This is a genomic window from Marinomonas sp. FW-1 (assembly GCF_005222245.1).
Taxonomy (GTDB): domain Bacteria; phylum Pseudomonadota; class Gammaproteobacteria; order Pseudomonadales; family Marinomonadaceae; genus Marinomonas; species Marinomonas alcarazii.
On record NZ_CP025987.1, the window covers coordinates 3,748,647 to 3,774,799 of the forward strand.

The 26,153-nt window shown below is 45.6% G+C and carries 19 protein-coding genes, 4 tRNA genes and 3 rRNA genes; 4 read left to right on the forward strand and 22 right to left on the reverse strand.

The features are described from left to right. Positions 1-212: 212 nt before the first annotated feature. The 13 genes from rplA to C1X04_RS17475 form a co-directional block, all read right to left on the reverse strand. On the reverse strand, positions 213-914 hold the full coding sequence (gene rplA / locus C1X04_RS17415; protein WP_110577355.1) for a 50S ribosomal protein L1: 702 nt from the start codon (positions 912-914) through the stop codon (positions 213-215). Next, complete coding sequence (rplK, locus tag C1X04_RS17420; RefSeq protein WP_110577354.1) at positions 914-1,348, reverse strand: 50S ribosomal protein L11; 435 nt, start codon at positions 1,346-1,348, stop codon at positions 914-916. The genes rplA and rplK overlap by 1 nt, the downstream gene beginning before the upstream one ends. A gap of 48 nt (positions 1,349-1,396) precedes the next feature. Beyond that, on the reverse strand, positions 1,397-1,930 hold the full coding sequence (nusG, locus tag C1X04_RS17425; RefSeq protein WP_012071948.1) for a transcription termination/antitermination protein NusG: 534 nt from the start codon (positions 1,928-1,930) through the stop codon (positions 1,397-1,399). Positions 1,931-1,939: 9 nt separating this feature from the next. Next, on the reverse strand, positions 1,940-2,308 hold the full coding sequence (gene secE / locus C1X04_RS17430) for a preprotein translocase subunit SecE (RefSeq protein ID WP_110577353.1): 369 nt from the start codon (positions 2,306-2,308) through the stop codon (positions 1,940-1,942). A 40-nt stretch (positions 2,309-2,348) separates the two neighbouring features. Further along, positions 2,349-2,424 (reverse strand) — tRNA-Trp (locus tag C1X04_RS17435). A 115-nt stretch (positions 2,425-2,539) separates the two neighbouring features. Beyond that, a tRNA-Thr gene (locus C1X04_RS17440) sits at positions 2,540-2,615 on the reverse strand. A 2-nt stretch (positions 2,616-2,617) separates the two neighbouring features. After that, positions 2,618-2,692 (reverse strand) — tRNA-Gly (locus C1X04_RS17445). Between the two features lie 3 nt (positions 2,693-2,695). Then, positions 2,696-2,779: transfer RNA gene (locus tag C1X04_RS17450), tRNA-Tyr, on the reverse strand. 74 nt (positions 2,780-2,853) lie between these two features. Further along, the gene (locus C1X04_RS17455; RefSeq protein WP_137170576.1) at positions 2,854-3,552 is read right to left on the reverse strand and encodes an SPOR domain-containing protein; all 699 of its coding nucleotides are present in this window, start codon (positions 3,550-3,552) and stop codon (positions 2,854-2,856) included. Beyond that, positions 3,549-4,283 (reverse strand): type III pantothenate kinase, encoded by a 735-nt coding sequence (locus C1X04_RS17460; protein ID WP_137170577.1) that lies wholly within the window; start codon positions 4,281-4,283, stop codon positions 3,549-3,551. The genes C1X04_RS17455 and C1X04_RS17460 overlap by 4 nt, the downstream gene beginning before the upstream one ends. After that, on the reverse strand, positions 4,267-5,220 hold the full coding sequence (locus C1X04_RS17465; protein ID WP_137170578.1) for a biotin--[acetyl-CoA-carboxylase] ligase: 954 nt from the start codon (positions 5,218-5,220) through the stop codon (positions 4,267-4,269). Before C1X04_RS17465 ends, C1X04_RS17460 begins: the two co-directional genes overlap by 17 nt. Before the next feature lie 22 nt (positions 5,221-5,242). Further along, positions 5,243-6,130 carry a phytanoyl-CoA dioxygenase family protein gene (locus C1X04_RS17470; RefSeq protein WP_137170579.1) on the reverse strand — a complete coding sequence of 296 codons (888 nt, stop codon included), beginning with the start codon at positions 6,128-6,130 and terminating at the stop codon, positions 5,243-5,245. Between the two features lie 9 nt (positions 6,131-6,139). Further along, positions 6,140-7,336, reverse strand: a complete 1,197-nt coding sequence (locus C1X04_RS17475) for a carboxylesterase (protein ID WP_137170580.1) — start codon at positions 7,334-7,336, stop codon at positions 6,140-6,142. Between the two features lie 99 nt (positions 7,337-7,435). Here C1X04_RS17475 and C1X04_RS17480 point away from each other — a divergent pair, with 99 nt between their 5' ends. Next, the gene (locus tag C1X04_RS17480; RefSeq protein ID WP_137170581.1) at positions 7,436-7,870 is read left to right on the forward strand and encodes a GNAT family N-acetyltransferase; all 435 of its coding nucleotides are present in this window, start codon (positions 7,436-7,438) and stop codon (positions 7,868-7,870) included. Positions 7,871-8,009: 139 nt separating this feature from the next. Beyond that, complete coding sequence (locus C1X04_RS17485; RefSeq protein ID WP_137170582.1) at positions 8,010-9,353, forward strand: GH1 family beta-glucosidase; 1,344 nt, start codon at positions 8,010-8,012, stop codon at positions 9,351-9,353. 92 nt (positions 9,354-9,445) lie between these two features. Here C1X04_RS17485 and C1X04_RS17490 read toward each other — a convergent pair whose 3' ends face one another. Then, positions 9,446-11,161 (reverse strand): glucan biosynthesis protein, encoded by a 1,716-nt coding sequence (locus tag C1X04_RS17490; protein WP_137170583.1) that lies wholly within the window; start codon positions 11,159-11,161, stop codon positions 9,446-9,448. A 220-nt stretch (positions 11,162-11,381) separates the two neighbouring features. On the opposite strand from C1X04_RS17490, the gene C1X04_RS17495 reads away from it, so the two are divergent. Beyond that, positions 11,382-12,617 carry a uracil-xanthine permease family protein gene (locus C1X04_RS17495; protein WP_110577345.1) on the forward strand — a complete coding sequence of 412 codons (1,236 nt, stop codon included), beginning with the start codon at positions 11,382-11,384 and terminating at the stop codon, positions 12,615-12,617. Between the two features lie 91 nt (positions 12,618-12,708). Here C1X04_RS17495 and C1X04_RS17500 read toward each other — a convergent pair whose 3' ends face one another. The 8 genes from C1X04_RS17500 to C1X04_RS17535 form a co-directional block, all read right to left on the reverse strand. After that, positions 12,709-13,563: a CPBP family intramembrane glutamic endopeptidase gene (locus C1X04_RS17500; RefSeq protein ID WP_137170584.1), complete on the reverse strand. Its 855-nt coding sequence runs from the start codon at positions 13,561-13,563 to the stop codon at positions 12,709-12,711. Positions 13,564-14,352: 789 nt separating this feature from the next. Next, positions 14,353-14,467: ribosomal RNA gene (gene rrf / locus C1X04_RS17505) — 5S ribosomal RNA — on the reverse strand. A gap of 185 nt (positions 14,468-14,652) precedes the next feature. Beyond that, a 23S ribosomal RNA gene (locus C1X04_RS17510) occupies positions 14,653-17,539 on the reverse strand. A gap of 302 nt (positions 17,540-17,841) precedes the next feature. Beyond that, positions 17,842-19,379 (reverse strand): 16S ribosomal RNA (locus C1X04_RS17515). Together the 16S, 23S and 5S rRNA genes form the textbook arrangement of a ribosomal RNA operon. Positions 19,380-19,836: 457 nt before the next feature. Continuing rightward, a complete protein-coding gene (locus tag C1X04_RS17520; RefSeq protein WP_110577017.1) occupies positions 19,837-20,637 on the reverse strand; it encodes an ABC transporter permease in 801 nt (266 codons plus the stop codon). After that, positions 20,634-21,521 carry an ABC transporter permease gene (locus C1X04_RS17525; RefSeq protein ID WP_110577018.1) on the reverse strand — a complete coding sequence of 296 codons (888 nt, stop codon included), beginning with the start codon at positions 21,519-21,521 and terminating at the stop codon, positions 20,634-20,636. Before C1X04_RS17525 ends, C1X04_RS17520 begins: the two co-directional genes overlap by 4 nt. Further along, a complete protein-coding gene (locus C1X04_RS17530) occupies positions 21,514-22,596 on the reverse strand; it encodes an ABC transporter ATP-binding protein (RefSeq protein ID WP_137170585.1) in 1,083 nt (360 codons plus the stop codon). The genes C1X04_RS17525 and C1X04_RS17530 overlap by 8 nt, the downstream gene beginning before the upstream one ends. Positions 22,597-22,670: 74 nt before the next feature. Further along, positions 22,671-23,780, reverse strand: coding sequence for an extracellular solute-binding protein (locus C1X04_RS17535; protein ID WP_137170586.1), 1,110 nt, complete (start codon positions 23,778-23,780; stop codon positions 22,671-22,673). Between the two features lie 337 nt (positions 23,781-24,117). Between C1X04_RS17535 and C1X04_RS17540 the strand changes: the two genes are divergently transcribed. Further along, positions 24,118-26,091: a methyl-accepting chemotaxis protein gene (locus tag C1X04_RS17540; protein ID WP_254682292.1), complete on the forward strand. Its 1,974-nt coding sequence runs from the start codon at positions 24,118-24,120 to the stop codon at positions 26,089-26,091. Positions 26,092-26,153 lie beyond the last annotated feature (62 nt).

A 26,153-nucleotide genomic window follows, 5' to 3' on the forward strand; every position in this document is an offset into this window, starting at 1 on the left:
GAGTGAATCACTCTCTTATTTTTACCAACTCTTCGATTACTCGAAGTACTTGCTGGTGAGTTAGATCCAGTATATCTGAATCGGGCCACACCATCTGCGCAGGACAAACATTTTTCAACGTTATTATTAAACCCTCTGGGTTCCTGCGGTCTTTGACGGCCTGCTCAACAAATAAATGAAGGCAGACCCCAAAGCTCATGATCTAAACATGCTTACTTAGTAGCGTTAAGCGCGCCTAGATCAATTTGTAGACCAGGTCCCATTGTAGAGGACAAAGTCACTTTCTTAAGGTAAACGCCTTTTGAAGATGCTGGTTTAGCACGACGCAAGTCAGCCAAAAGCGCTTCAACGTTTCCTTTGATAGCATCAGCAGCGAACTCAATAGAGCCTACAGCCGCGTGGATGATACCATTTTTATCTGTACGGTAACGAGCTTGACCTGCTTTTGCATTTTTAACTGCAGTTGCAACGTCAGGTGTTACTGTGCCAACTTTAGGGTTAGGCATTAGACCACGAGGACCTAGAACCTGACCTAGTTGACCAACGATGCGCATTGCATCAGGAGATGCGATAACAACGTCAAAATCTAGGTTACCAGCTTTAACTTGTTCAGCCAAATCTTCGAAACCAACAACATCTGCACCAGCTTCTTTCGCCGCTTCAGCATTTGCACCTTGTGCGAATACAGCAACGCGAACATCTTTACCAGCACCGTGAGGCAATACAGTAGAACCACGAACAACCTGATCAGATTTACGTGGGTCAACGCCTAGGTTAACAGATACATCAACAGACTCTTTGAACTTAACAGTAGAAAGCTCAGACAATAGAGCAACTGCTTCTTCTACAGTGTACAACTTAGTTGCTTCTACTTTTTCAGCGATCAAACGAGCGCGTTTAGTTAATTTAGCCATTAGTTTACACCCTCAACTTCTAGACCCATAGCGCGTGCGCTACCAGCAATCGTACGAACTGCTGCATCCATGTCAGAAGCAGTCAAATCAGCTTGCTTCGCAACAACAATCTCTTCTAGCTGTGCACGAGTAACCGTACCAACTTTCTGAGTGTTTGGACGTGGAGAACCACTCTTCAAACCAGCTGCTTTTTTAAGCAAAACAGAGGCAGGAGTAGATTTAGTTTCAAATGTAAAACTACGGTCACTGTATACAGTAATGATTACTGGCGTTGGAAGACCAGGCTCTACGCCTTGAGTTTTCGCATTAAACGCTTTACAGAATTCCATGATGTTCACACCGTGTTGACCAAGTGCTGGACCAACTGGTGGACTTGGGTTCGCTTGACCCGCTTTAACTTGTAGCTTGATATAAGCTTGGACTTTCTTAGCCATTTTCAACTCCAAATGGGTCACCGCCCGAAGGCTACCCGTTCAACAAAATCAGGCTTTCTCAACCTGACTAAATTCCAAATCAACTGGTGTCGAGCGCCCAAAAATAAGCACCGCCACTTTGATTCGACTTTTATCGTAGTCAACTTCTTCTACAACGCCATTAAAGTCAGCAAATGGACCTTCGTTAACACGAACCACTTCACCCACTTCAAATAAAGTCTTAGGACGCGGCTTATCAACCCCATCACTAACACGTTGCAAAATAGCGTCAGCTTCACGACTCGTGATCGGAGAAGGCTTGTCAGCCGTACCACCGATAAAACCTAATACACGAGAAGTGCCTTTAACCAAATGCCAAGAGGCGTCATTCATATCCATTTGAACCAATACATAGCCTGGATAGAACTTTCTTTCACTCTTGCGCTTTTTGCCATCTCGGATTTCAACCACTTCTTCAGTTGGAACCAAGATGTCACCAAAATTCTCTTCCTGCCCCATAACCTGCACTCGCTCAATAAGCGAACGCATTACGTGCTTTTCGTACCCTGAGTACGCCTGTACTACATACCATCGTTTGGTCACGAGCAACTCCTAACTAATTACCGAGGAAACGATCCAACCAAGGAACGAATCCACCCCCCATAGCACGAGAGACATAAAAACAACAACCGCTAACACTATCAAAGTTGTTTGCGTGGTTTCTTGCCTAGTTGGCCATACAACTCTACGAATTTCAGTTTTGGCCTCTTTTGCCAAAGTGAAAAAAGCTTTACCTTTCGCAGTTTGCAACGCAACAAAGCCAGCAACACCAGCTAACACCAAAATAGCAATCAAGCGATACAATGGTGACTCAGCAGAATAAAAGTTATTACCAATCACGCCTACCGCAACTAGTAGAACAACAATTGCCCACTTAAACACGTCTCCGCGAGACGCTTGAGCTTCAGTACTCGAACTCATACTTTAGGTAATCCCTAACTAAGAAATAGGATACGAAATATGGCAGGCCAAGAGGGACTCGAACCCCCAACAGCCGGTTTTGGAAACCGGTGCTCTACCAATTGAACTATTGGCCTACAATCGTATGGGCGGAGGATGATACCTAAACAAGCTAAGTTTAGCAAGGGTATCTGCCCAAAAAACAGACAATAAAAAAGGCGGCTTAACCACCTATCTTTTGCATTGGAAAGCTGGAGCTCATGAGCAGATTTGAACTGCCGACCTCACCCTTACCAAGGGTGTGCTCTACCAACTGAGCTACATGAGCATTGGAGCGGGTAGCGGGAATCGAACCCGCCTCTTCAGCTTGGAAGGCTGAGGTAATAGCCACTATACCATACCCGCAATTGGTGGAGGGAGGTGGATTCGAACCACCGAAACTTTCGTGGCAGATTTACAATCTGCTCCCTTTGGCCACTCGGGAACCCCTCCACGTACTCAGCGCTACAACGCATCACCCCAAAAGGTGGGAGCCATTATATGAATCGTCTTGCCAATTGCAAGCACTAGCAAGGATTTTTTTCGACTTTTATCATCATCTTTGTCAGATCGAAACGTGACATAAACTGTTCCCAGTCTTTTTCATCAACAGGTTGGGCTATATCTAACTGCTGGAGTGGAACATTTCGCATATGTTCATAAACATCAACAGGATAGCCCGAGGCGCTTTGAATGCGCTGCCTTGCCTGATCCGCCCTCTCCTGGGAAGAATACAAACCCAAGGATATTCTGTTCTTCATTTCAGCTCGATTGATTACAAAGCTGTCGATCGACTTGGCGGCAAGCTCTTTTACAATACGCGCAGCTATCGCAGGCGTTTCTGGCGCGGCTATATAAAGCCAGAACTTAGGTCTTTTACCCGTCACCTCTCTATCTTGGTAATCCCAACCGAAATCTTTCAACACTCGAACAATTTGCTTCTTGTCTTCACTGCGCTCTGTCTCAAGACGTGGACAAAACAACTCCGGCGCATCGACTGTCGCTTGCTCAATCACTTTGTTAAGTGCGTTTTCAAGACTTTCGTTAGAGACCTCATCGACCTGAGGGTATTGCTCAATTGGCGCCTCAGACAAAAGATAAATTTTTTCACTGACAGGCGGTCCATAAATAGACTCTCGGCTTTTTTCCGGCGTATCTTGGACAAAACTATGCCAACTTAAAAAGGCAGCATTTAACAACACAACAAAAAGAAAAAGCCACTTCATTTATTGCCTCTTAACTGCTCGTCACCCACTAACTTTGCACCTATCGCCACTAAATTCGGCTGTCGCTCAACTGGTACGCCCAAACGCTTTAGCAAAGATTCAGCATCGCCACCTGTGGCAATCCACTTGTACTCTTTGTATTGCTGATAAATGCGTTCCAAAAAGCCCAAAGCCATTTCATAACACCCTTCTGTAACAGCTCGCGCCGTCGAGTTAGGCAGACCTTCCCCAACAACCACTTCATTCGAGTCATAACGAATACGCGCCGTATTAACAAGTAATGACTCTTCCATCATTGCAAGCCCTGGAGTGATATATCCGCCAAGGTGAACCCCAGCCTTATCAACCACATCAACCTTAATAGCGGTACCCGCATCCACCACAACAACACCACCCCCTTCGATATGATGCGCTGCAATGACACCAAGCCATCGATCCACACCCAATCTCTCTGGCTCAAAATAGGCGTTATGAACCCCACAAGCTGTCGCTTGACTTGTTAGCGTCATCCATCTGCTATTCGGGTACTCGGCTTGAATATCCGCATGCATCAATGCACTTTGCTCTTTAGAGCGCACGCTAGCAAAGTAAATCACATCAGGCACAAACCCGTTATCCGTTGGGCAATGATCACCACGATGAACCCACAACACAGACTCGTCTTCGAATGCTGTGAACTTGATACTGGTATTACCAGCATCAACCACCAAAACCTTAGTTGCGACGGACACTTATCTCCCCCCCATGCAGAGCCACCAGCTCTCCATTTTCTTCTAGCAACAAAGCGCCTTTTTGATCAATGCCTCGGGCAACCCCTTGGCGTTGCTGGGAAACCGTACTAACGGTAACGGATTGATTAAACAGCACATCATAAGCTTGCCACTGGTGCTGGAAATGCTTCATACCGTTGCCATCTTCAAATAATTGACAAATATCAATTAACTCTTTGGTTAATTCAGCCAAGATAACATTTCGGCTCGGACGAGATTGAAGACGTGAAACCAAATCAGTCCATGGCTGATCGACATGGGTCATAAAGCCATCATCCATCTCGACATTTAGCCCCACGCCAATAATCACATGACAAACATCCTGATCCGCCACCATTTCTAATAAAATGCCACACACCTTTTGCCCATCAATTTGAACATCATTGGGCCACTTCAGACCTGGATTAGGAATACCTGCATTTTTCAAAACACGGGCGACGGCAACCCCCACAGCAAGACTCAACCCTTCCACTACACTCGGCCCATTATCAAAACGCCAAGCGAATGAGAAAGTAAGGTTTTTCGCAACGCCGGACTCCCACTGACGTCCCCGACGTCCTTTCCCCTTAGTCTGGCGTTCAGTAGCAATCAATACAGGCAAAGGCTGGCAAGCGGATATATATTGCTTTGCGTCACCATTAGTCGACTCCGTCTCGAACGCCAATTTGACCGTCACATCACTTGGCACACCACTGTCACGTAGCTTCTCTTCCGATAACAATTCAATAGGCGTTGGTAAACGATAGCCACGACCTTTAACAGAGTGCACAGTCATACCAATGGACTCTAGTTTCTTAAGCTTTTTCCAGACCGCTGCGCGGGTCACCCCCAGTGCGGCTCCTAACTCTTCACCAGAGTGAAATTCATTATCACTAAGCAGGGCCAAAACAGCTTGCATCAACGCTCTCCAATTTCATTTTTCACTTTGCCCGAAACGGCACAAAGGATTGACCTTTCGCCGCTTGAAGCCAATTTAATTCAGGGTAATCACAAGTATTGTCTACAGCGTGAATGGCATACGCATGACGCGAGTGCGCAGAGCGATTAGCATAACTAAGGTGGGGGAACTCACCATTCAAGATAACTAAAGAACCTTTCGGCACAGGCATAGCCACCAGCTCACTTTGGTGCCAAGCATGCTCTTTTAATGTCACCATTCTTGTTTCTATCGAGCCTGGTGCATGACGCTCAAAACGCTTTAGCAAGCCATGACGATGCCCTTCTGGCACCCCCCAAAGACAACCATTTTCAAGCGTTGCATCCTCAATAGCAAACCACAAACCGATAACGCTCATTGGCGTGGTGTAAAGAAAAGTACTGTCTTGATGACAATTCACCTCTCCTCCAATGCCAGGCTGTTTAAAAATATACATAGATTGTGCAGCCCGTGGCTCAACCATACCTAACTGCTGCAATAACTCTCCCCATGCAGGAGACAACGAAAAAGCCTCAAAGACCGCATCCTGAAAATGAAGACTGTGCCCTACCTTGTTAATAGACAGCTCTAGTGGTTGTTTAAGATCACCCACCTCATTAAAGGCTTCCTCCTCAAAGAAGAAAGACACTTTGTTAGCTGACTCAATGAAGTAACTATCAGTATGACGAGACTGCTCGTTGGTGGTAAAAATTGAACGTACAGAGGCGGGATCGAAGGTCGCCATTAGCTCTGTCATTCTCGACTTAAGAGCATCACAGGTAGCCTCCGGAACAATCGACTCCAATACCAAATAGCCATCATTATGATACTGGTCTATTTGTGATTGCGTGATTTTAATCGACCCAAGACTAAGCTCTATATTTTCTGACATGCACTTTCCTTATCTATTACTGTTTGCATTCGCCTTCATGAAATAAGCCACTTCCTGCATCAATGCATTGAAGTTTGGATTCCAAGACACGCGCGCCGCATGAGGGCTACTTTCCGTTAAGGCAGATAAATTTTCACCATACCAATTTTCATCATCCGTTCGGCACGCTTCATACAAGGACTCATCTGCTTGGTGCCAGCCGCAAATCCTATACTCCCCAGACACCCCGTAATAAGGGTTCTCTGGGTTTCCGTGAACCGCCATGTGCGACAAACCTAATATTCTATCCTCTGGCCAGTGGGTATTATAAACTTTAATTCGATCCGTATTGGCACTCATTTGATCTTTGCTATACAACACCATCTGACTTTTTGACCCAATCATACCCGCATCAAATACTTTTTCTGACACTGTAGAATCAACAGTCCCATCATCTTCCGATAACGCCATGAATACCGGTAATGTTTTCGGGGTTTCAAGAATTAAGTTACGCACTTCTTTCGAAAGCTTATACACCTCAGCGATAGCTGGCACAGGAATCGAGGCATATTTAGCGAAGTCGTCACTTGGGTAGTTATCCAACCAATCTTTGAACATCGCCAACCACGGAGAAAGCCAGTCGATACTACTGTTCACTTTAAAGACAGGCGAGAACAATACCGCACCAGCGACACTATCTGAATGCTGCCATGCGTACTCCGCTGCTAAAGCGCCACCAGTAGAAAAGCCCCCAACATACATCACATCCACTTCTTTACTGAATGTATCCGCCGCATTTTGGAACGTGGTACGCCAATCCTCTCGGGAGACATCAATCAGGTCTTCTGCTTTCGTACCATGGCCAGGCAATAAAACGACCCTTACTTGATAGCAAGCCGCTTGCATTGCTGTGGCTGGGTCTCGCATCGAAAAAGGAGAATCCGACAAACCATGCGATAACAACACACCGATACGAGCTTCTCCAGTACAGTTTTTCGCATCGGGTAATAACTCAAAAGGCAAAACGGCAGACAGCTCTCTCGCTTGATCATCGGCATTAACCCATACCTTTCTCTCACTGACATACTGCTCAGCACGAGCGATATATTGGGCAAAAGGCTCGTCTGGCTCATAGATTAACTCTATCTGATCCTGCATAGCATTGACTGTCTCAGACAAAGGTAAGGACAATACCAAAAAACACCACAACGCTATTTTCTGCTGCACAATAAATCCTCTCGTTGTAAGTAATTGAATTGAACTAACATCCTAGGAGCCCCCAAGATCATGTTATTATTAAACACTTCCCTTGTCTGATACGCCATCATGAAAAAGCCTTACCCCGACGCAGAACAAGTTCCTTCTCTTTGGTTTCCCTTGGTAAAAAAGTTTTATCAAGCTCATTACCCAAGTGGAAAACCAAACAAAGCAGACCCTATTTGGGTAATAAAAGACAATGGCATTATTCTTTGTGCGGTTAGACTCAAACGTATTGCCGACGATCAGCTACTCACCAGCATGGTCACCGAGCCGAATCACCGCAACCTTGGTCTCGGCAGCCACCTTATCAACAACATACACCCAGCACTTAATGCAATGCCGACCTACTGCTTCGCCTTTACTCACCTAGTGCCCTTTTATAATGCGAATCATTTTACGACCATTGAAGCAGAAATGTTACCAGAAGAACTCGCAAGTCGCTTTCGTGCTTATACCGCACAAGGTCGAGAGCTGACGCCAATGCGTTACATCCGCAGCTAAAATGCACTTAAAATGCACTTAAAAACACTTAAATTACTAAAACTGACACGCCTTTATTGACGCTTTTCCGCTTCCTCCAGTACCTTTGATCACCTTACCTATCTTTGTGAAGACAATAAATAAAAAGACTGAGGACATCATGTCAATTACCTTACCACCACATTCAAAAATGCTTACCTCAGATTTTATCTTTGGTGTGGCAACGGCCTCCTTTCAAATAGAAGGAGCAACAACGGCAGATAACCGCCTCCCTTCCATTTGGGATACGTTCTGCGCCACGCCAGGCAAAGTGAAAGGCGCCGACAATGGCGAAATCGCTTGTGACCATTATCATCTATGGGAACAAGACATCAAACTCATCAAAGACCTTAGTGTAGACGCTTATCGACTATCTATTGCATGGCCTCGTGTCATGAATGAGAAAGGTGAAGCCAATCAAGCCGGATTGGATTTTTACCGCAACTTACTCAAAACACTCAAAGCGGAAGGCCTAACAGTATTTGTCACCCTGTATCATTGGGATCTACCACAGCATCTAGAGGACAAAGGTGGCTGGCTTAATCGAGAAACGGCGTATCAATTTAAGCAATATGCAGACTTAGTGACTAAAGAGTTGTCCGAATGGGTCGATAGCTGGGCAACCTTTAACGAACCTTTTTGTGCCGCCATACTCGGTTATGAATTAGGGATTCATGCACCTGGGCTAACCAAGCCAGAATATGGCAGGCAAGCCGCCCACCACATTTTACTCGCACATGGTTTAGCACTGCCGATAATTCGTAAAAACGCGCCACAATCTCAAGTGGGTATTGTGCTTAATATGAATCGCTCCTACGCAGCCAGCGAAAAAGCCGAAGATCAATTTGCTGGTTTAATGCGCGAAACGTTAGACAACCAATTTTTCATTGAGCCATTGATGAAAGGCCAGTACCCACAGATTCTAAAAACCGTAGCGCCACAGTATTTGCCGACCATTTTGCCGGGTGATATGGAGATCATATGTCAGCAGATGGACTTCTTAGGTATGAATTTCTATACCTGCAACCACAACGCCTTCGACTCTGAAAAGATGTTCAAAGATGTAAAGAACAGCAAAACCGTCGAATACACTGATATTGGTTGGGAAGTTGCGCCACACGCCTTTACCGAACTATTAGTGAATCTACACAAACAATACACCCTACCGCCAATGTACATCACTGAGAACGGCATTGCCTGCGCCGATAATATTATTGATGGGGGCATAAACGATGATCAACGCGTACGGTATTTAAATGACCACCTAAATGCCCTACATCAAGCCATTGAGGAAGGCGTGGATATTCGTGGCTACTTTGCCTGGAGCCTAATGGATAACTTTGAATGGGCGGAAGGCTACAGCAAACGTTTTGGTCTAACTTACGTAGACTATCAAACTCAGGAAAGAACCATTAAACGTAGTGGTTATGCCTACCGCGACTTTTTGAACAGCCGCAAAAGCTAATATTGTACGTCATATTAATAAAGCAAAAAAAAACGCCTGATGCATAACATCAGGCGTTTTTTGTTAGCTTGGCAAACAAATCACTTTACGAATTACTTTAAGTGACCTGCATTGTGAAGCTCTCTATCTTTTTCTGCTGGCGGCGTCCATTGGTACTGCCAAGTCTCACTCAGAGGCTGTCCGTTCGCTTCCAAATAGACGCGTAGATTAATTGGCTTAGTGGCATCTTTCCCACTTGGCGGAACTAAATCAAACATCGCACGATAGCCATCAATCGAATGAAGTGGTCGTGCAGATTCAATCTCCACTCGCCCGTCTGAGGAAGTAATTACCGCTTTTACTTTCGTATCCTGACCTAGCATAGCTAAGGAACCTCCAGCAAAATCAACCACAAAGCGCTTGCTGTAATATTGACGTTTCTTACCAATTACTCCGCCAATACCTGTGAAGGTATCAACCACTCGAGCGCGGTTAGACTGCACAGGAGGATGACTTCCCCAATACATGTTATAGCTATAAAGCAGCTCTTGGCCGGCTTTAACTGGCGCTTCTGGGTTCCAGAATGCCACGATGTTATCGAAAGTTTCATCCAAAGTTGGAATCTCTACCAACTGCACAGAACCTTTACCCCAATTACCGATTGGCTCGATCCATAAACTTGGACGCTTCTCATAAAAGACACCGTCATCTTGATAATGATCGAAATTACGGTCACGTTGTAGCAAACCAAAGCCTTTTGGATTTTCGTCGCTGTAAGCATTAAACTGCAAATTGGCAGGATTACTCAGCGGGCGCCAAATCCATTCGCCATTACCTGTTTGCATTGCTAGACCATCAGAGTCGTGGATTTCTGCACGCCAGTCATAGTTTGTTCGGCGATCATTTTCACCCACCATAAACATACTCGTCATTGGTGCAACCCCTAAACGCTCAACCGATTTACGTGGATAAATAGCAGAATCCACTTTCATCTTGAACGGTTCGCCTGGTGACATATCAAAACGATAAGCCCCTGTTACACTAGGCGAATCCATTAAAGCGTAAACAGTTACCACATCAGAACCTGGCTTAGGTTTCTCTAACCAAAAATCTGTAAATACAGGAAACTCTTCTGGATGAGGCATCGCCGTATCAATAGCCAAGCCACGCGCAGAAAGACCATATTGCATCTCACTACCCACTGCTCGGAAATAACTCGCACCTAAAAACGCAACAACATCACGCTGCCAATCTGTTGCGAACTGCATTCTAAAGCCAGCAAAGCCAAGGTCTTTAGGTAGGTCTTCACCTTTTACCTTAGACTTACCGTAATTAAATTCAGATGGCATATAAGGAATCGGAGTAGATTGACCATTCTCCAATTCATTCATATGGATAGGCGTATCAAACCCTAAACCAAGATGGAAAAGCCCTGTACGGAATTCCGACTTTTCGTCTTTCCATAGCGCGGCATCTTTATTAAATTGAATTTCCTGATAATCGTCCCAGTCCAAACCTTTTAGGCTTTCTGGCATTTCGCCTTGGTGGCTTTCATAAGGCTTAGTCGCTAATTGGCGCGCGTAACCCTTTAACCAGGCATAGCTAAACTTTTCACCCTTTTGCGGTTGAGCCGCAGAAGACGAGGATGCCAGGTCAGATGACGGAGCCGCACACGCAGTAAGACTGAACAATACGCCAACGGCCAATAAAGAACGACTTGCTAAACGTTGAAAATGACTAGATGCCTTTGTTTTTCGGGATTTCCGCATAGCCTGCGCCCCGACCAAGTTTGAATCCGTCATGGATTCTGAAAAACAATGATGATGCATATTATCGACTCTACTAGTTATGAACAATTACGTCTTATCTTATCGAATAACAATGTCAGCGAGTGTTCAGATAGAGTAAACATTTAACATTTAAACAGACAACATTTGCTTCTAACTTAACGATTTTACCCATTCTAGCCTCGAAAATAGCAAAGTCTGGTACTTGAAACCGGTTCTCTATAAAATTCCATCTACTAACCCACCTAATAGGACTCACAATATGAAAAATGCCATTGTAGGCATTCAAATGCTATTTGTTGCATTTGGCGCTTTGGTACTCGTACCACTATTAACAGGACTTGATCCTAGCGTTGCTCTCTTTGGTGCAGGTGTCGGTACACTTTTATTTCAGCTGACTACACGCCGCACTGTACCTATTTTTCTTGCTTCTTCCTTTGCCTTTATCGCACCTATTATGTTTGGCGTGCAAACATGGGGCATTCCCGCCACGATGGGTGGATTGATGGCAGCAGGATTTGTTTACGTCATCTTAGGTGGTGCCATCAGACTAAAAGGAGCAGGCTTCATCCACACGCTTTTACCGCCCGTCGTTATTGGCCCCATCATCATGGTTATCGGACTAGGCTTAGCACCAACAGCAGTGAATATGGCTCTTGGAAAAGCGGGCGATGTACAGGCTGTTGACCCGAACATTTCGATCATCATTGCGATCGCCTCTTTATTAACAACCATATTAATAAGCGTTTTCGCAAAAGGCTTGTTCAAACTTCTCCCAGTATTGGGTGGTATTCTGGTTGGTTATGTTTTGAGCCTATTCTTTGGCATCGTCAATTTTGATCCGGTATACAGTGCCGCATGGTTTTCTATGCCTAACTTCACCGCACCAGAATTCAACATTAATGCCATCTTGTTTATGCTGCCTGTTGCTATCGCGCCTGCCGTCGAGCACGTAGGTGATATTCTTTCTATCTCCAATGTCACCGGTAAAAATTACCTTAAGAAACCAGGCCTGCACCGCACAATCACTGGTGATGGTGTCGCCACAATGGCAGCCGCTATGGTCGGCGCACCACCAAATACAACTTACAGTGAAGTTACCGGCGCTGTTATGCTGACCAAAGCATTTAACCCAGTCATCATGACTTGGGCCGCCGTGGCTGCAATTATCCTCGCTTGGGTTGGTAAATTAGGCGCCGCTTTACAAACTATTCCATTACCCGTTATGGGCGGGATCATGATCTTACTATTTGGCTCTATTGCTGCTGTGGGTCTAAACACTCTCATCAAAAATCAGGTCGACCTGCACAAATCACGCAACCTAATCATTGTCGGAGTAACCTTAGTATTTGGCATCGGAGGCATGGCATTTGGTATTGGTGAGTTCAGCCTTCAAGGTATCAGTCTATGCGGTATCGTAGCGATTACTCTCAACCTTATTCTGCCAAAAGACATCGGCGACAACCACATTGTTGATAACGCTCAAATGGAAGAATAACTCTAGATAATAGAAACGCTTCAAACTAAAACGGTCCCTATTGGGACCGTTTTTTATACTAATGATCAAGCTAACGACACCGGAGTGCTTTTTAAGCCAGCATGGGATAAGTGAATAATAATAAATGCAAAATATTCACGATAAAGTGACACAGGATAGACCACTCAATTCTTTTGGTCAGATAATATAGATAGCCATAACCTAAACCTGCCACCCCCGCTACGACGGCATATTCAACGCCTCCTCCAATATGGGCAACACCAAAAAGCAAAGCGGTAATCAGTGGGGCAACAAACAAAGATAGCTTCCCCTCCAACCAATTAGATAACCCTCTTTGAATAAAGCCACGAAAGAAAGCTTCTTCGGCCACACAAGTGAAAAGCAAATTAATACCAAGAAAAGCCAACCAAAAGTGAGGCAGCTTAACATCAAGGTGAATCAAACCGAATAACAGAGCCAACCCCAAAGCCAAACACGGCGTAGCAAAGAATATCACTAACGCTTTCTTGGGATTCTGCAAAGCCATAAAGTAACCTACTCTAGCTTGTCCTCTAAAAAAGTAGCCTAGTAGGAATAAGCCAACCAAGCCTTTATCAAAGTTGGCATACAAGCTAAAGGGGATTCCATCACTACTCACTGGCTCTCTAACCAGCACGGCATAGTTGCTGAAGCCCGGCAGTAGATGCATCGCTAATGCAAGAGAGAACACCCCAAAAATGCCTACAGCGACTCTGCGGAGCCAAACCACGCGCAGCCCTAAAGAAGCCAATAACAATACTGAATAAACAAAGATCACCGCTAACCCTTGGATACTCAAAATCCCCTCAATGACTCCCAAAAGCACAGCGATTAAGAAGGATGCACACCATACAGGGATTTTTATAATGGAAGGTTTAAATGGTAAAAAAACCAGTAAAATAGATAAACCAAGTAAATAAAATGCCACAACAACCTCAGCAGAAGATCAATTAAGAAATACCAGAAGATAGACTGCTTTCGCATACTTCCCATCTTTAATGGCTTCCCGCCTTCGCTGAAATAACAGTAGCGATATGTCATTGCGACATTCCCTTCCTAAAAGCTAAAAGCCTTTAGTGACTAGACAAACTTTTCATCAAATCTAAGACCTAACAATATTAGCAATTAGATCGTTCATAATGTAAAGCAGGTTAAACAATATTCGTAGTGGATTCACGCTAACGCAGAACTGGCGCAAACGAATGACACAAGTAGCGCCCAGATAGACGATACAAGGCGCACTCTTTTAATGACGCGCACTAGCACATCAAAGGATGAGACAACCGCAAACTGAGTACGAGAGGGTAAGCCATTGCTGCGTAGCTCATAGCTCGGGCAAATCAGATAGACGATATAAAGCGTTCTCTTTTGATGACGCGCTCAGATAAACGATATAAGGCGTTCTCTTTTGATGACCCGCGCAGACGCGTCGAAGAATGAGACAGGCGCAAGCGGGGCACAAAAGAGCAAGCCAATACAGCTTAGCTTATTGATTCCCCATAACGAAAAAAACCTGACTTTGGAGCACGATACGACGACCACAATGATCTGAAGCGGTGCTTCATCCCCTTCGGGCATCCTGCGGATGTCTTCCACTAGCACCTTCGGTGCATCGTGTAATCACATGTATCCAAAAGTAGTAAAGAGATAGATGACGATATTCCAAAACGAAAAAACCCCGCCCTGCTTCGCAGGACGAGGTTCTTTTCATTTTAAAGCTTGACGACGACCTACTCTCACATGGGATCTCCCACACTACCATCGGCGATGGCGCTTTTCACTTCTGAGTTCGGGATGGGATCAGGTGGTTCAACGCCTCTATGATCGTCAAGCAATTCGTTTTGCGTTTTGTTCTGGCTGGACTTTTTTCGTCTCACCACAACACGCGAATACGTGCTTGGATCTTTAACAATTCATTTTGAAATAGTGATAACCAAGTATCAAACCGATGCTCATCATTGCTGATGCTTTATCGTAATCTGTGTCTTTTGTGTTTCTAAAACCACTTTGGTGTTATATGGTCAAGCCTCACGAGCAATTAGTATTGGTTAGCTCAATGCCTCACAGCACTTACACACCCAACCTATCAACGTCCTAGTCTCGAACGGCTCTTTAGGGGACTTAGGTCCCAGTGAGATCTTATCTTAAGGGAGGCTTCCCGCTTAGATGCTTTCAGCGGTTATCCCGTCCGAACATAGCTACCCGGCAATGCCACTGGCGTGACAACCGGAACACCAGAGGTTCGTCCACTCCGGTCCTCTCGTACTAGGAGCAGCTCCTCTCAAATCTCAAACGTCCACGGCAGATAGGGACCGAACTGTCTCACGACGTTCTAAACCCAGCTCGCGTACCACTTTAAATGGCGAACAGCCATACCCTTGGGACCGGCTTCAGCCCCAGGATGTGATGAGCCGACATCGAGGTGCCAAACACCGCCGTCGATGTGAACTCTTGGGCGGTATCAGCCTGTTATCCCCGGAGTACCTTTTATCCGTTGAGCGATGGCCCTTCCATACAGAACCACCGGATCACTAAGACCTACTTTCGTACCTGCTCGACGTGTCTGTCTCGCAGTTAAGCGTGCTTTTGCCTTTACACTCTATGCATGATTTCCGACCATGCTGAGCACACCTTCGTGCTCCTCCGTTACTCTTTGGGAGGAGACCGCCCCAGTCAAACTACCCACCACACAGTGTCCTCGATCCGGATTACGGACCTGAGTTAGAACCTCAAACATACCAGGGTGGTATTTCAAGAGTGGCTCCACGGTAACTGGCGTCACCGCTTCAAAGCCTCCCACCTATCCTACACAAGTAGGTTCAAAGTTCACTGTGAAGCTATAGTAAAGGTTCACGGGGTCTTTCCGTCTAGCCGCGGATACACAGCATCTTCACTGCGATTTCAATTTCACTGAGTCTCGGGTGGAGACAGTGTGGCCATCGTTACGCCATTCGTGCAGGTCGGAACTTACCCGACAAGGAATTTCGCTACCTTAGGACCGTTATAGTTACGGCCGCCGTTTACTTGGGCTTCGATCAAGAGCTTCGCTTGCGCTAACCCCATCAATTAACCTTCAAGCACCGGGCAGGCGTCACACCCTATACGTCCACTTTCGTGTTTGCAGAGTGCTGTGTTTTTAATAAACAGTCGCAGCCACCTGGTATCTTCGACCGACTAGTGCTTACGGAGCAAGTCCTTCACACCGGCCGGCGTACCTTCTCCCGAAGTTACGGTACCATTTTGCCTAGTTCCTTCACCCGAGTTCTCTCAAGCGCCTTGGTATTCTCTACCTGACCACCTGTGTCGGTTTGGGGTACGGTTCCTGCATATCTGAAGCTTAGAAGTTTTTCCTGGAAGCATGGCATCAACCACTTCGCCCAAAAGAGGGCTCGTCATCAGTTCTCGGTCTTAAAAGGGCCCGGATTTGCCTAAGCCCTAAACCTACCGCCTTAAACACAGACAACCATCGCTGTGCTGGCCTAGCCTTCTCCGTCTCTCCATCGCAATATGCACGAGTACAGGAATATTAACCTGTTTCCCATCGACTACGCATTTCTGCCTCGCCTTAGGGGCCGACTCACCCTGCCCTGATTAACATGGGACAGGAAACCTTGGTCTTCCGGCGGGGGAGTTTTTCACTCCCCTTATCGTTACTCATGTCAACATTCGCACTTCTGATACCTCCAGCCTGCCTTACAGCTTGACCTTCAACGGCTTACAGAACGCTCCTCTACCATGCCTAGTAAACTAAGCATCCGTAGCTTCGGTGTACAGTTTGAGCCCCGTTATATCTTCCGCGCAGGCCGACTCGACTAGTGAGCTATTACGCTTTCTTTAAAGGATGGCTGCTTCTAAGCCAACCTCCTAGCTGTCTAAGCCTTCCCACATCGTTTCCCACTTAACTGTAACTTTGGGACCTTAGCTGACGGTCTGGGTTGTTTCCCTTTCCACGACGGACGTTAGCACCCGCCGTGTGTCTCCCGTAATTGCACTCATTGGTATTCGGAGTTTGCATGGGGTTGGTAAGTCGGGATGACCCCCTAGCCCAAACAGTGCTCTACCCCCAATGGTGAGATACGAGGCGCTACCTAAATAGCTTTCGAGGAGAACCAGCTATCTCCGAGCTTGATTAGCCTTTCACTCCTATCCACAAGTCATCCCCAGCCTTTTCAACGGATGTGGGTTCGGTCCTCCAGTTGATGTTACTCAACCTTCAACCTGCTCATGGATAGATCGCCCGGTTTCGGGTCTATTCCCAGCAACTAAACGCCCTATTAAGACTCGGTTTCCCTACGGCTCCACTATGTGCTTAACCTTGCTACTGAAAATAAGTCGTTGACCCATTATACAAAAGGTACGCAGTCACGGAACAAGTCCGCTCCCACTGCTTGTACGTACACGGTTTCAGGATCTATTTCACTCCCCTCACAGGGGTTCTTTTCGCCTTTCCCTCACGGTACTGGTTCACTATCGGTCAGTCAGGAGTATTTAGCCTTGGAGGATGGTCCCCCCATATTCAGACAGGATAACACGTGTCCCGTCCTACTCGTTTTCATGATTAAGGTGTTTTCGTATACGGGGCTATCACCCTCTACGGCGGCCCTTTCCAGAGCCTTCTACTAACACCAAAACCACTTAAGGGCTAATCCCCTTTCGCTCGCCGCTACTTAGGGAATCTCGGTTGATTTCTTTTCCTCCGGGTACTTAGATGTTTCAGTTCCCCGGGTTCGCCTCGTATAGCTATGTATTCACCATACGATACCCGCAAGCGGGTGGGTTTCCCCATTCGGACATGTTCGGATCAAAGCTTGTTTATCAACTCCCCGAACCTTTTCGCAGATTACCACGTCCTTCATCGCCTCTGACTGCCAAGGCATCCACCGTGCACGCTTGGTCACTTGACCATATAACCCAAAATAGTTTCGGATCACATACCAAAGGGCTTTTGTACCCCTCTGGATTTACGATTTAGAAAGTCACCTAGGTTAAAGGTGCTTTCCACCGGTTTGACGCTTGATTATCGTCTATTTCAAAATTTGAATTGTTAAAGAGCAAGTTTAGTGCAAAGCACTAAGTCAGAAGCTTGATATGATCACTCATTCAAACGTCTTGCTTAGGACTTTATCCTAATCTTTAAAGAGATATCGTGTTATTTAAAACACCATCAGATAATTTGTGTGAACGCTCACCAGAGGTTTCTATCGTTTAAGGAGGTGATCCAGCCCCAGGTTCCCCTAGGGCTACCTTGTTACGACTTCACCCCAGTCATTGACCACTCCGTGGTAACCGCCATCCCGAAGGTTAAGCTAGCTACTTCTGGAGCAATCAACTCCCATGGTGTGACGGGCGGTGTGTACAAGGCCCGGGAACGTATTCACCGTGACATTCTGATTCACGATTACTAGCGATTCCGACTTCATGGAGTCGAGTTGCAGACTCCAATCCGGACTACGACGTACTTTCTGGGATTCGCTTACTCTCGCAAGTTCGCAGCCCTCTGTATACGCCATTGTAGCACGTGTGTAGCCCTACTCGTAAGGGCCATGATGACTTGACGTCGTCCCCACCTTCCTCCGGTTTGTCACCGGCAGTCTCCTTAAAGTTCCCACCCGAAGTGCTGGCAAATAAGGATAAGGGTTGCGCTCGTTACGGGACTTAACCCAACATTTCACAACACGAGCTGACGACAGCCATGCAGCACCTGTCTCAGTGTTCCCGAAGGCACCAAAGCATCTCTGCTAAGTTCACTGGATGTCAAGAGTAGGTAAGGTTCTTCGCGTTGCTTCGAATTAAACCACATGCTCCACCGCTTGTGCGGGCCCCCGTCAATTCATTTGAGTTTTAACCTTGCGGCCGTACTCCCCAGGCGGTCTACTTATTGCGTTAGCTGCGCCACTAAGTCATTACAACCCAACGGCTAGTAGACATCGTTTACGGCGTGGACTACCAGGGTATCTAATCCTGTTTGCTCCCCACGCTTTCGCACCTCAGTGTCAGTATCAGTCCAGGGTGTCGCCTTCGCCACTGATGTTCCTTCCTATATCTACGCATTTCACCGCTACACAGGAAATTCCACACCCCTCTACCGTACTCTAGCATGCCAGTATCGGGTGCCATTCCAAGGTTGAGCCCTGGGATTTCACATCCGACTTAACAAACCACCTACGCGCGCTTTACGCCCAGTAATTCCGATTAACGCTTGCACCCTCTGTATTACCGCGGCTGCTGGCACAGAGTTAGCCGGTGCTTCTTCTGGAGCTAACGTCAAAACGTTTGGGTATTAACCAAACGCCCTTCCTCACTCCTGAAAGTGCTTTACAACCCTAAGGCCTTCTTCACACACGCGGCATGGCTGGATCAGGCTTCCGCCCATTGTCCAATATTCCCCACTGCTGCCTCCCGTAGGAGTCTGGGCCGTGTCTCAGTCCCAGTGTGACTGGTCATCCTCTCAGACCAGTTAGAGATCGTCGCCTTGGTAGGCCTTTACCCTACCAACTAGCTAATCTCACGCAGGCTCATCTAATAGCGGAAGGCTCCGAAAAGTCCCCTCCTTTCCCCCTCAGGGCGTATGCGGTATTAGCATGCGTTTCCACATGTTGTCCCCCTCTACTAGGCAGATTCCTACGCGTTACTCACCCGTCCGCCGCTCGTCAGCAGGAGCAAGCTCCCCTGTTACCGCTCGACTTGCATGTGTTAAGCCTGCCGCCAGCGTTCAATCTGAGCCATGATCAAACTCTTCAGTTAAAAAGTTTGCTTACTCAAAATCTATTACACTAACAATAACTTAATCATTTCATCATCCCGAAGAACAACAAAACAACATAAAGCGAATTGACGTGTTAGACGTTTCGCAAGACTTCAATTTTTTTGATCCTAAAAGGATCTTCTGAAGCCTCCAGCGAGCGCCCACACAAATTATCTGATTATCTATTTTAAAGAGCGTGCTGACTTGAATGGCTAACCAAATCGTATTTAGTTAGTTGAACTTGGTCTTCGTTGCTCTGAAGCCTTGTCCGTGTCAGCGAGGGCGTATATTAAGGATCTACAGATTTTGTGCAACCTTTTTTTGAGGTTTTTTATCATTTTGTCATATTTATTTGCTTAAGCCGCAAAAGCCGATTAATAAACAATCAATAAGCGTAAAAAAGGCCATTATTTGAACAAATAATGGCCTTTTTCGATTTCAATTATAACTATCTATTTATGATGAACGGCTAGAAAGCTCCCGACGACGTTTTACTTCATAAACAATGGCCAACAAAATAGTGACAGAAATCATCACTAAACCAAGGGCATTTACCGCAGGTGTTAACCCTGTTCTTACTTTGGAAGCAATATAAACGGTTAATGTCGTGTCATAGCCTTTAACAAACAAAGTCGTGTTGTAGTTTTCAAACGATTGCAAAAAGGCAATCGCTGCCGCAGAAAATATAGCAGGCTTTAAATAAGGCAAAAGAATACGTCGGAACGCTTGCCACTGAGTAGCCCCCAAACTCAACGCTGCATTTTCAAGCGTACGATCAAACCGCTGTAACCGAGCTAATACCATGAGCATGACATAAGCTGCAATAAAGGTCGTTTGAGCAACAACTGTTAAGAATACTCCGCCACTCACTGACAACCCTTTCCAGAAAATGAGCGTTGAAATACCCACAATAACACCTGGTGTTAATAATGGTGACATCATCAACGAGTATAGGAAAGTTTTCCCCCTACCCTGAACCGTCGATAAAAACAACGCACAACAAATACCAATCGGCACAGCAACCACCAGTACACCAGCCGCTACTAGTACGCTGGTCCATAGCGCTGTCCACATAGCGCCATCTTGAGCCAGCGCCTCAAACCATTTTAGCGTTGCCCCTTTCCAAGGAGACACCGTTGGGAACCGGCTATCATTGAACGTTGCCAAACCCATAATAATTAGCGGCGTAAATAGGTAGATAAAAAACACACCAATATAAAAACGTATCGCAAAGCGCATGATTGTTTCAGACTTCATTTTGCAATGTCCCCCAAACCAACTTTAAAGACACGCATCACCAAGGCAATAAAACCGATACAAATGACTAGCAATAAAAATGCGTACGCTGCCCCTTGGTTCCAATCCCCCCCCTCAAAAAACCAATTGTAAATAATTTGAGTAAACCAACGGCTGCCGGGAGACCCTAATAACGCCGGAACAGCGTAACTTCCCGCTGCTAACATAAAGGTCATAATGCAGCCCGTTGCAATCCCAGGCTTGGCATGGGGAATCACTACACGCCAATGTGTACGAATCCAGCCAGCACCTAAATTACGCGCTGCTTTAATTTGATTGGTATCCAAACTCTCGATAGCGTTGTAAATAGGAAAAATCATAAACAAGATATAGGCGTAAACCATACCAATGAGTACACCACCATCGCCGGACAAAAATCGAATAGGCCGATCGATAAGCCCCAATCCTAGTAACAATGCATTCAGCGGCCCTTTATAGGCGAGAATGATGTACCAAGAAAACGTACGTAGAATTTCATTGATCCAAAACGGAATGATCAATAACAATAAACACAGTGCGGCTTTTTGAGGTGTTGCGACTTTAGCAAGGTAAAAAGCAATCGGATAACTAACAACTAATGTTAACCCCGTCACCAGCACGCTTGACCAGATCGTTTTGAAGAAAATCGCCAAATGTATTTTATTGCTGAACAGCGTTTCATAATTAACTAAGGAATAAGTATCTTTTGGCCCACCGATATCGGCCGGCAATAGATTTGGTCGAAACGAGTAATCCACCATCAAAAGCTGAGGCAGTATCACCATACCAATCAACCAGATTGCGATCATCCCTATAATGCCAACCGCTAATCCGCTACCAAATCGCGACTTTAGCTGACTAAACATGGCCCTCTCCTGCAATCACAATGGCATCTTGCTCATTATAAGACAGGCTAACAGGCGCGCCTTTTTTCAGAGATTCAGAGAATTGATGCGTTCCAAGCTGGATAGACAAAGCTTGATCTGCAGGGGTTTTGGCATTCAATGTCAGATAGGCGCCTTCGAAGTTTACTTCGTCAATAGTCGCGCCTAATGTGTGCATGCCATCTTCAGCCTGCAATCTAAAATGTTCAGGTCGAATAAAAAGCGTAGCGTCTGCACCTACTGCGACATTACCATGCGAGCGTCCAGACAGTTTGCCAAGCGGCCCACAATCCAACACAACAAGATCCGGGTTGGCGGCAACGACTTTGCCAGAAACGCCATTATTTTCTCCCACAAAAGAGGCAACAAATGCCGTATGTGGATCTTTATAAAGAGTAATGGGATCAGCAACTTGCTGAATGCGCCCCGCTGACATAACCGCGACTCGATCCGACATAGTCAGCGCTTCGCCTTGATCATGGGTGATATAGATGAAAGTAATGCCTGTTTTACGTTGAATGGCTTTCAATTCGGTGCGCATATGTTGGCGCAACTTTAAGTCCAATGCAGATAATGGCTCATCCAATAACAAAACTTGAGGCTCAACCGCTAAAGCTCGAGCAATAGCAATACGCTGCCTTTGACCACCTGATAACTCAGAAACTTTTTTTGTTCCACTGCCTTCTAGAGCCACCAATTCGAGCAAGCGATCGGAGGCTTTTTTGCGCTCACTTTTCGAAACACCGCGAACCTCTAAACCGAACTCTATGTTTTCGGCCACTGTCATCAGAGGAAAAAGGGCGAGGTTTTGAAAAATCATCGAGGTTGGTCTTTTATTGGCCGGCACACCACGCATGCTCTTACCACCAATCTTAATATCGCCTTGTGTCGGGTCGATAAAACCACTGATCATATTCAAGATGGTCGTTTTGCCACAACCTGAAGGACCTAAGAAACTAAAAAATTCGCCGGACTGTATGGTTAAATCGGTTTTCTGTATGGCGGTAAAGTCGCCAAATTGCATGACGGTATTATCTAGGTGAACACTGCTATCCATATTTCTCTCGCTGGTTATTTTTTCTCGATACAAAAAGCCCCTTACGACCTATTTGTCGCAAGGGGCTTTCGAGGTTATGCAGACAAGTAACGGTCTTGGTATTCGTTACGTAGTGCGACGTACCATGGTTCTTGAATAGGCCACCACCAAAGGTTGGCTAAATCTTGCTCGCTGTAAGAGTCTTGGAAGAACTGCTTCGTCTCAGCTGGCAATAAAGCATCCGCACCTTTTGATGTAGAGTTATAACCGGTAGATTTAACGAACATCGCGCCCGCTTCCGGCGTGTAATACCAGTTAATGAATTCGTAGACAGAGTCGACGTTATTGGCATTTTTCGGAATAACAAAACCTTCCATCCATGCCAACGCACCTTCTTTTGGTGCACCATAGGCAATTGGCTCACCTTCTGATTGCAACTTGAAGGCAGTACTGTCCCAAGTTTGACCAATAATCGCACCATTGGTACGGAATGCACCTTGCGCCTCGTTTTCTGTCGACCAGAACTGAGCAAGTGCGCCCTTATGTTCGGCAGCGACTTTTAAGATAACATCGAAGTTAGCACGCATGGCTTTTTCGTTTTTGTACGAATCCAATAAAGGGAAAGGAAGTTTGCCCGCTTTTTCTAGCCACAAACCAATGCCGACAAGAGCCGAGTGGCCACGAACCGTTACGCCACCTGCGTTTTCTGGCAACCAAAGGTCACCGTAGCTTAGCTCTTTACTGATTTTTGCATCATTTTTATTGTAAGCAATCGCCTCGGTTCCCCAATCAGATGGAGCGAAGTAACGCTTGCCATTAACGATCCCACCGACATCCGATCCAGATAAGGCACTTTCTAAACAACCATCCCAATTAATTCTTTTCACATCAAGAGGCTGCACTAAATCGTAATCAACGTATCCAGGTACACGGTCGACCGTTGGCATAATAATATCAAACCCGGTTCCATCCGTAGCACGCAACGAGTTCATTAACTCATCGTTCGTTCCATACGGTGTAAACGTCGCATTAATACCTGTTTTTGCCTTGAAGTCCGCTAACATTTCATCGGTGATATAACCTGCCCACGCATAAATGCGCAGCTCTTTGTTAGCCGCAATAGCTTTATTGATCGAAAACGGGGTAGCGGCAACAGCACCTGCAATAGAGGCGCCTTTCACGAATTGGCGACGAGAAAGGGTCATTCTTGAGCTCCTTTGATTTATACAATTAATGGATATTTCATTCCGCAAGCATCTCTTCAGCTAAAACTCACTTTAATTAAATGCTTATTCAATAACCTTATAAAACTAATACAAAATAATGACGAAAAAGTGACCATGGAAGGTTTTTTTGCCAATTAGTCAGGATTGGTGTCACGTTTGTCGCTAAATGGCATATATTTGTCGCTTTTGGTCAAAATTATAAAGTTTTGAATTTTTTGTCCCATATAGCTCACACAATGATCGTCACATTTTTGTCACATATTCATATTAAGGTAGTCGCATTCATCGATTTATGTAGATTAAAGCAGGTTCTGAATTGAAAATATCCCATGTCACCCGCACTACAACCGTGAGCTATCTAGTTATTGCGGCCATGCTTATTGCCCTGCTTCTTTGGAGCTTAATGAAGTTCCGTGGCGCTTTTGAGCAAAGCGATAGATATACTCAAGTTTGGAAGTACTCATCCATTGAACTAAAGCAACAAATAGAAGGTTACTTATCCTCTGGAGAGGCATCAGCATTACAAGCAGCCCAAGAATTCATCGAAACAAAAATTCGCCCAGCCCTTAATCCTTTGCCGTCAAACATTAAAAAACCAATCAACGAACAATTGATTGAAATTGAAACAAGTCTGCAATCTGATGTAAGAGCCGCGGGAAAACTTTCAGGCAATCCGTTTGCCTTAATTGAAAACAATGAACGACAAACTTTACTTTCTTTGGACGCTCTTGCGGACAAAGTTCAACGCTTCCAAAATCAGAACGGCCTGCAATCAGCGGCTATCTATCTAGCCAGCCAAGCTATCTTATATGCAGATTTAGCTCACGTGAGCAGTGCTAAAGATGAGTACTTAGCAAACCAAACAAAAGAGAATCATCAACGTCTAGCGCAAAACCTTGAGGTATTTCAGTCTCATATTGCAGAATTCAATAGCCTACCGATCTTGTCATTAGATGAAAGTTCAGAGGAAACAAGCGTCGACGATTTATCTTCACTAATGGGCTGGGCAACAGAGTCCGAAGAGAGCAACGAAGAAATAGACCCATTAGAAGAAACCAAAAGTGAGCTGCATACTTGGTCTAGTCGTTATTTAAAAGACGTTGATTCCAGTCTTATCAATATCCAGCAAGCCCTAACCGCACAAAACAAGATCCGCAATCAGATAAAACAGCTTGAGGACATTTTGGGGCAAGGCACCAAAGACATTCAAGAAAGCGCGGAAGAAACGCAAGAGCAGACATTAATGGCGTTTTCTGTTTTTGTACTTTTGATGATATTTACCACTATAGCCGTGCATATTTTCCAAAACAAAGTGGTCGTCAAAAGTGCCAGAGATTTGTATGTCGCCGTTAAGGACTTAGTTGAACATCAAAATATCAATACACTCACAGTCGGAAAAAATAAAAATGAACTCACCGATGTTGCACACTATTTAAATCGCTATTTAGAGCAAATAGCCGTACAGCGGCAGCAAAGAGATACCGAACTAAACAACATATCCGTATCACTTAATGACATGCTCAACTCCTTTGCACAAGTGCATAATCTGAGCATGGCGTCACGACAAGAGTTAGATGGCACACTAAGCATGTCGACTCAAGTCGAAACATTAGCGAATAAAGCAGAGGTAAGAGCTCAAGAAGTCGCGAATTACGCAGCAGAAACCAATACCGCGATGACCTATAGTGTTGATCAAGCGGCCTCGTTGGCTCAGGCCAACCAAACGACTGTTGAGCGCCTTAACAGCAGTAAAAATGCGCTATCCAGCTTAGGCAGTTCGGTCGCTAGCGCCTCTTCCATTGTCGGTGGAATTAGAGACATTTCTGAGCAAACGAACCTACTGGCACTCAATGCGGCGATTGAAGCAGCGAGAGCCGGAGAGCACGGGCGAGGTTTCGCGGTTGTCGCTTCGGAAGTTCGCACTTTATCTACTCGAACCCAACAATCTTTAGAAGAAATAACGAAAATTTTCTCCCTTCTCACTTCAGCAACCGATAAGCTGACGAAGAATCTAGACCTCATCGAAAGCGCATCGACAGAACAGATCAACCTGACCCATGCACTTGGTCAATCAGCCCAAGACATTCTTGAGAAATCCAAGCAGTCGTCCCATTTAGCGAAAAAAGCGACTGGCTATGCCGCAGAGCAAAAACAGGGAATGAATAAGCTTAATAGCGCAGTGATAAAAGTCAGAGAACAAGCAAATGAATCTGAAGTGTTTATGGCGGGTGTGACCGATAATATTAAACAAAAGATTCAAGACATTACGACAACGCTAGGTATTAGCTAGGGAAAAAGCACTTTCCGTCTAAAAGAATTCAACGCCAGAAACAAAAAATCCAGCCTAAGCTG

Excerpts from the sequence above, each read along its gene's own strand:
- secE (WP_110577353.1), bottom strand. The coding sequence starts at position 2,308 with ATGAGTTCGAGTACTGAAGCTCAAGCGTCTCGCGGAGACGTGTTTAAG.
- C1X04_RS17465 (WP_137170578.1), bottom strand. The coding sequence starts at position 5,220 with ATGCAAGCTGTTTTGGCCCTGCTTAGTGATAATGAATTTCACTCTGGT.
- C1X04_RS17480 (WP_137170581.1), top strand. The coding sequence starts at position 7,436 with ATGAAAAAGCCTTACCCCGACGCAGAACAAGTTCCTTCTCTTTGGTTT.
- C1X04_RS17520 (WP_110577017.1), bottom strand. The coding sequence starts at position 20,637 with ATGAAGTCTGAAACAATCATGCGCTTTGCGATACGTTTTTATATTGGT.
- C1X04_RS17490 (WP_137170583.1), bottom strand. The coding sequence starts at position 11,161 with ATGCATCATCATTGTTTTTCAGAATCCATGACGGATTCAAACTTGGTC.
- C1X04_RS17470 (WP_137170579.1), bottom strand. The coding sequence starts at position 6,130 with ATGTCAGAAAATATAGAGCTTAGTCTTGGGTCGATTAAAATCACGCAA.
- rplK (WP_110577354.1), bottom strand. The coding sequence starts at position 1,348 with ATGGCTAAGAAAGTCCAAGCTTATATCAAGCTACAAGTTAAAGCGGGT.
- C1X04_RS17495 (WP_110577345.1), top strand. The coding sequence starts at position 11,382 with ATGAAAAATGCCATTGTAGGCATTCAAATGCTATTTGTTGCATTTGGC.
- rplA (WP_110577355.1), bottom strand. The coding sequence starts at position 914 with ATGGCTAAATTAACTAAACGCGCTCGTTTGATCGCTGAAAAAGTAGAA.
- C1X04_RS17530 (WP_137170585.1), bottom strand. The coding sequence starts at position 22,596 with ATGGATAGCAGTGTTCACCTAGATAATACCGTCATGCAATTTGGCGAC.
- C1X04_RS17485 (WP_137170582.1), top strand. The coding sequence starts at position 8,010 with ATGTCAATTACCTTACCACCACATTCAAAAATGCTTACCTCAGATTTT.
- C1X04_RS17455 (WP_137170576.1), bottom strand. The coding sequence starts at position 3,552 with ATGAAGTGGCTTTTTCTTTTTGTTGTGTTGTTAAATGCTGCCTTTTTA.
- C1X04_RS17535 (WP_137170586.1), bottom strand. The coding sequence starts at position 23,780 with ATGACCCTTTCTCGTCGCCAATTCGTGAAAGGCGCCTCTATTGCAGGT.
- C1X04_RS17525 (WP_110577018.1), bottom strand. The coding sequence starts at position 21,521 with ATGTTTAGTCAGCTAAAGTCGCGATTTGGTAGCGGATTAGCGGTTGGC.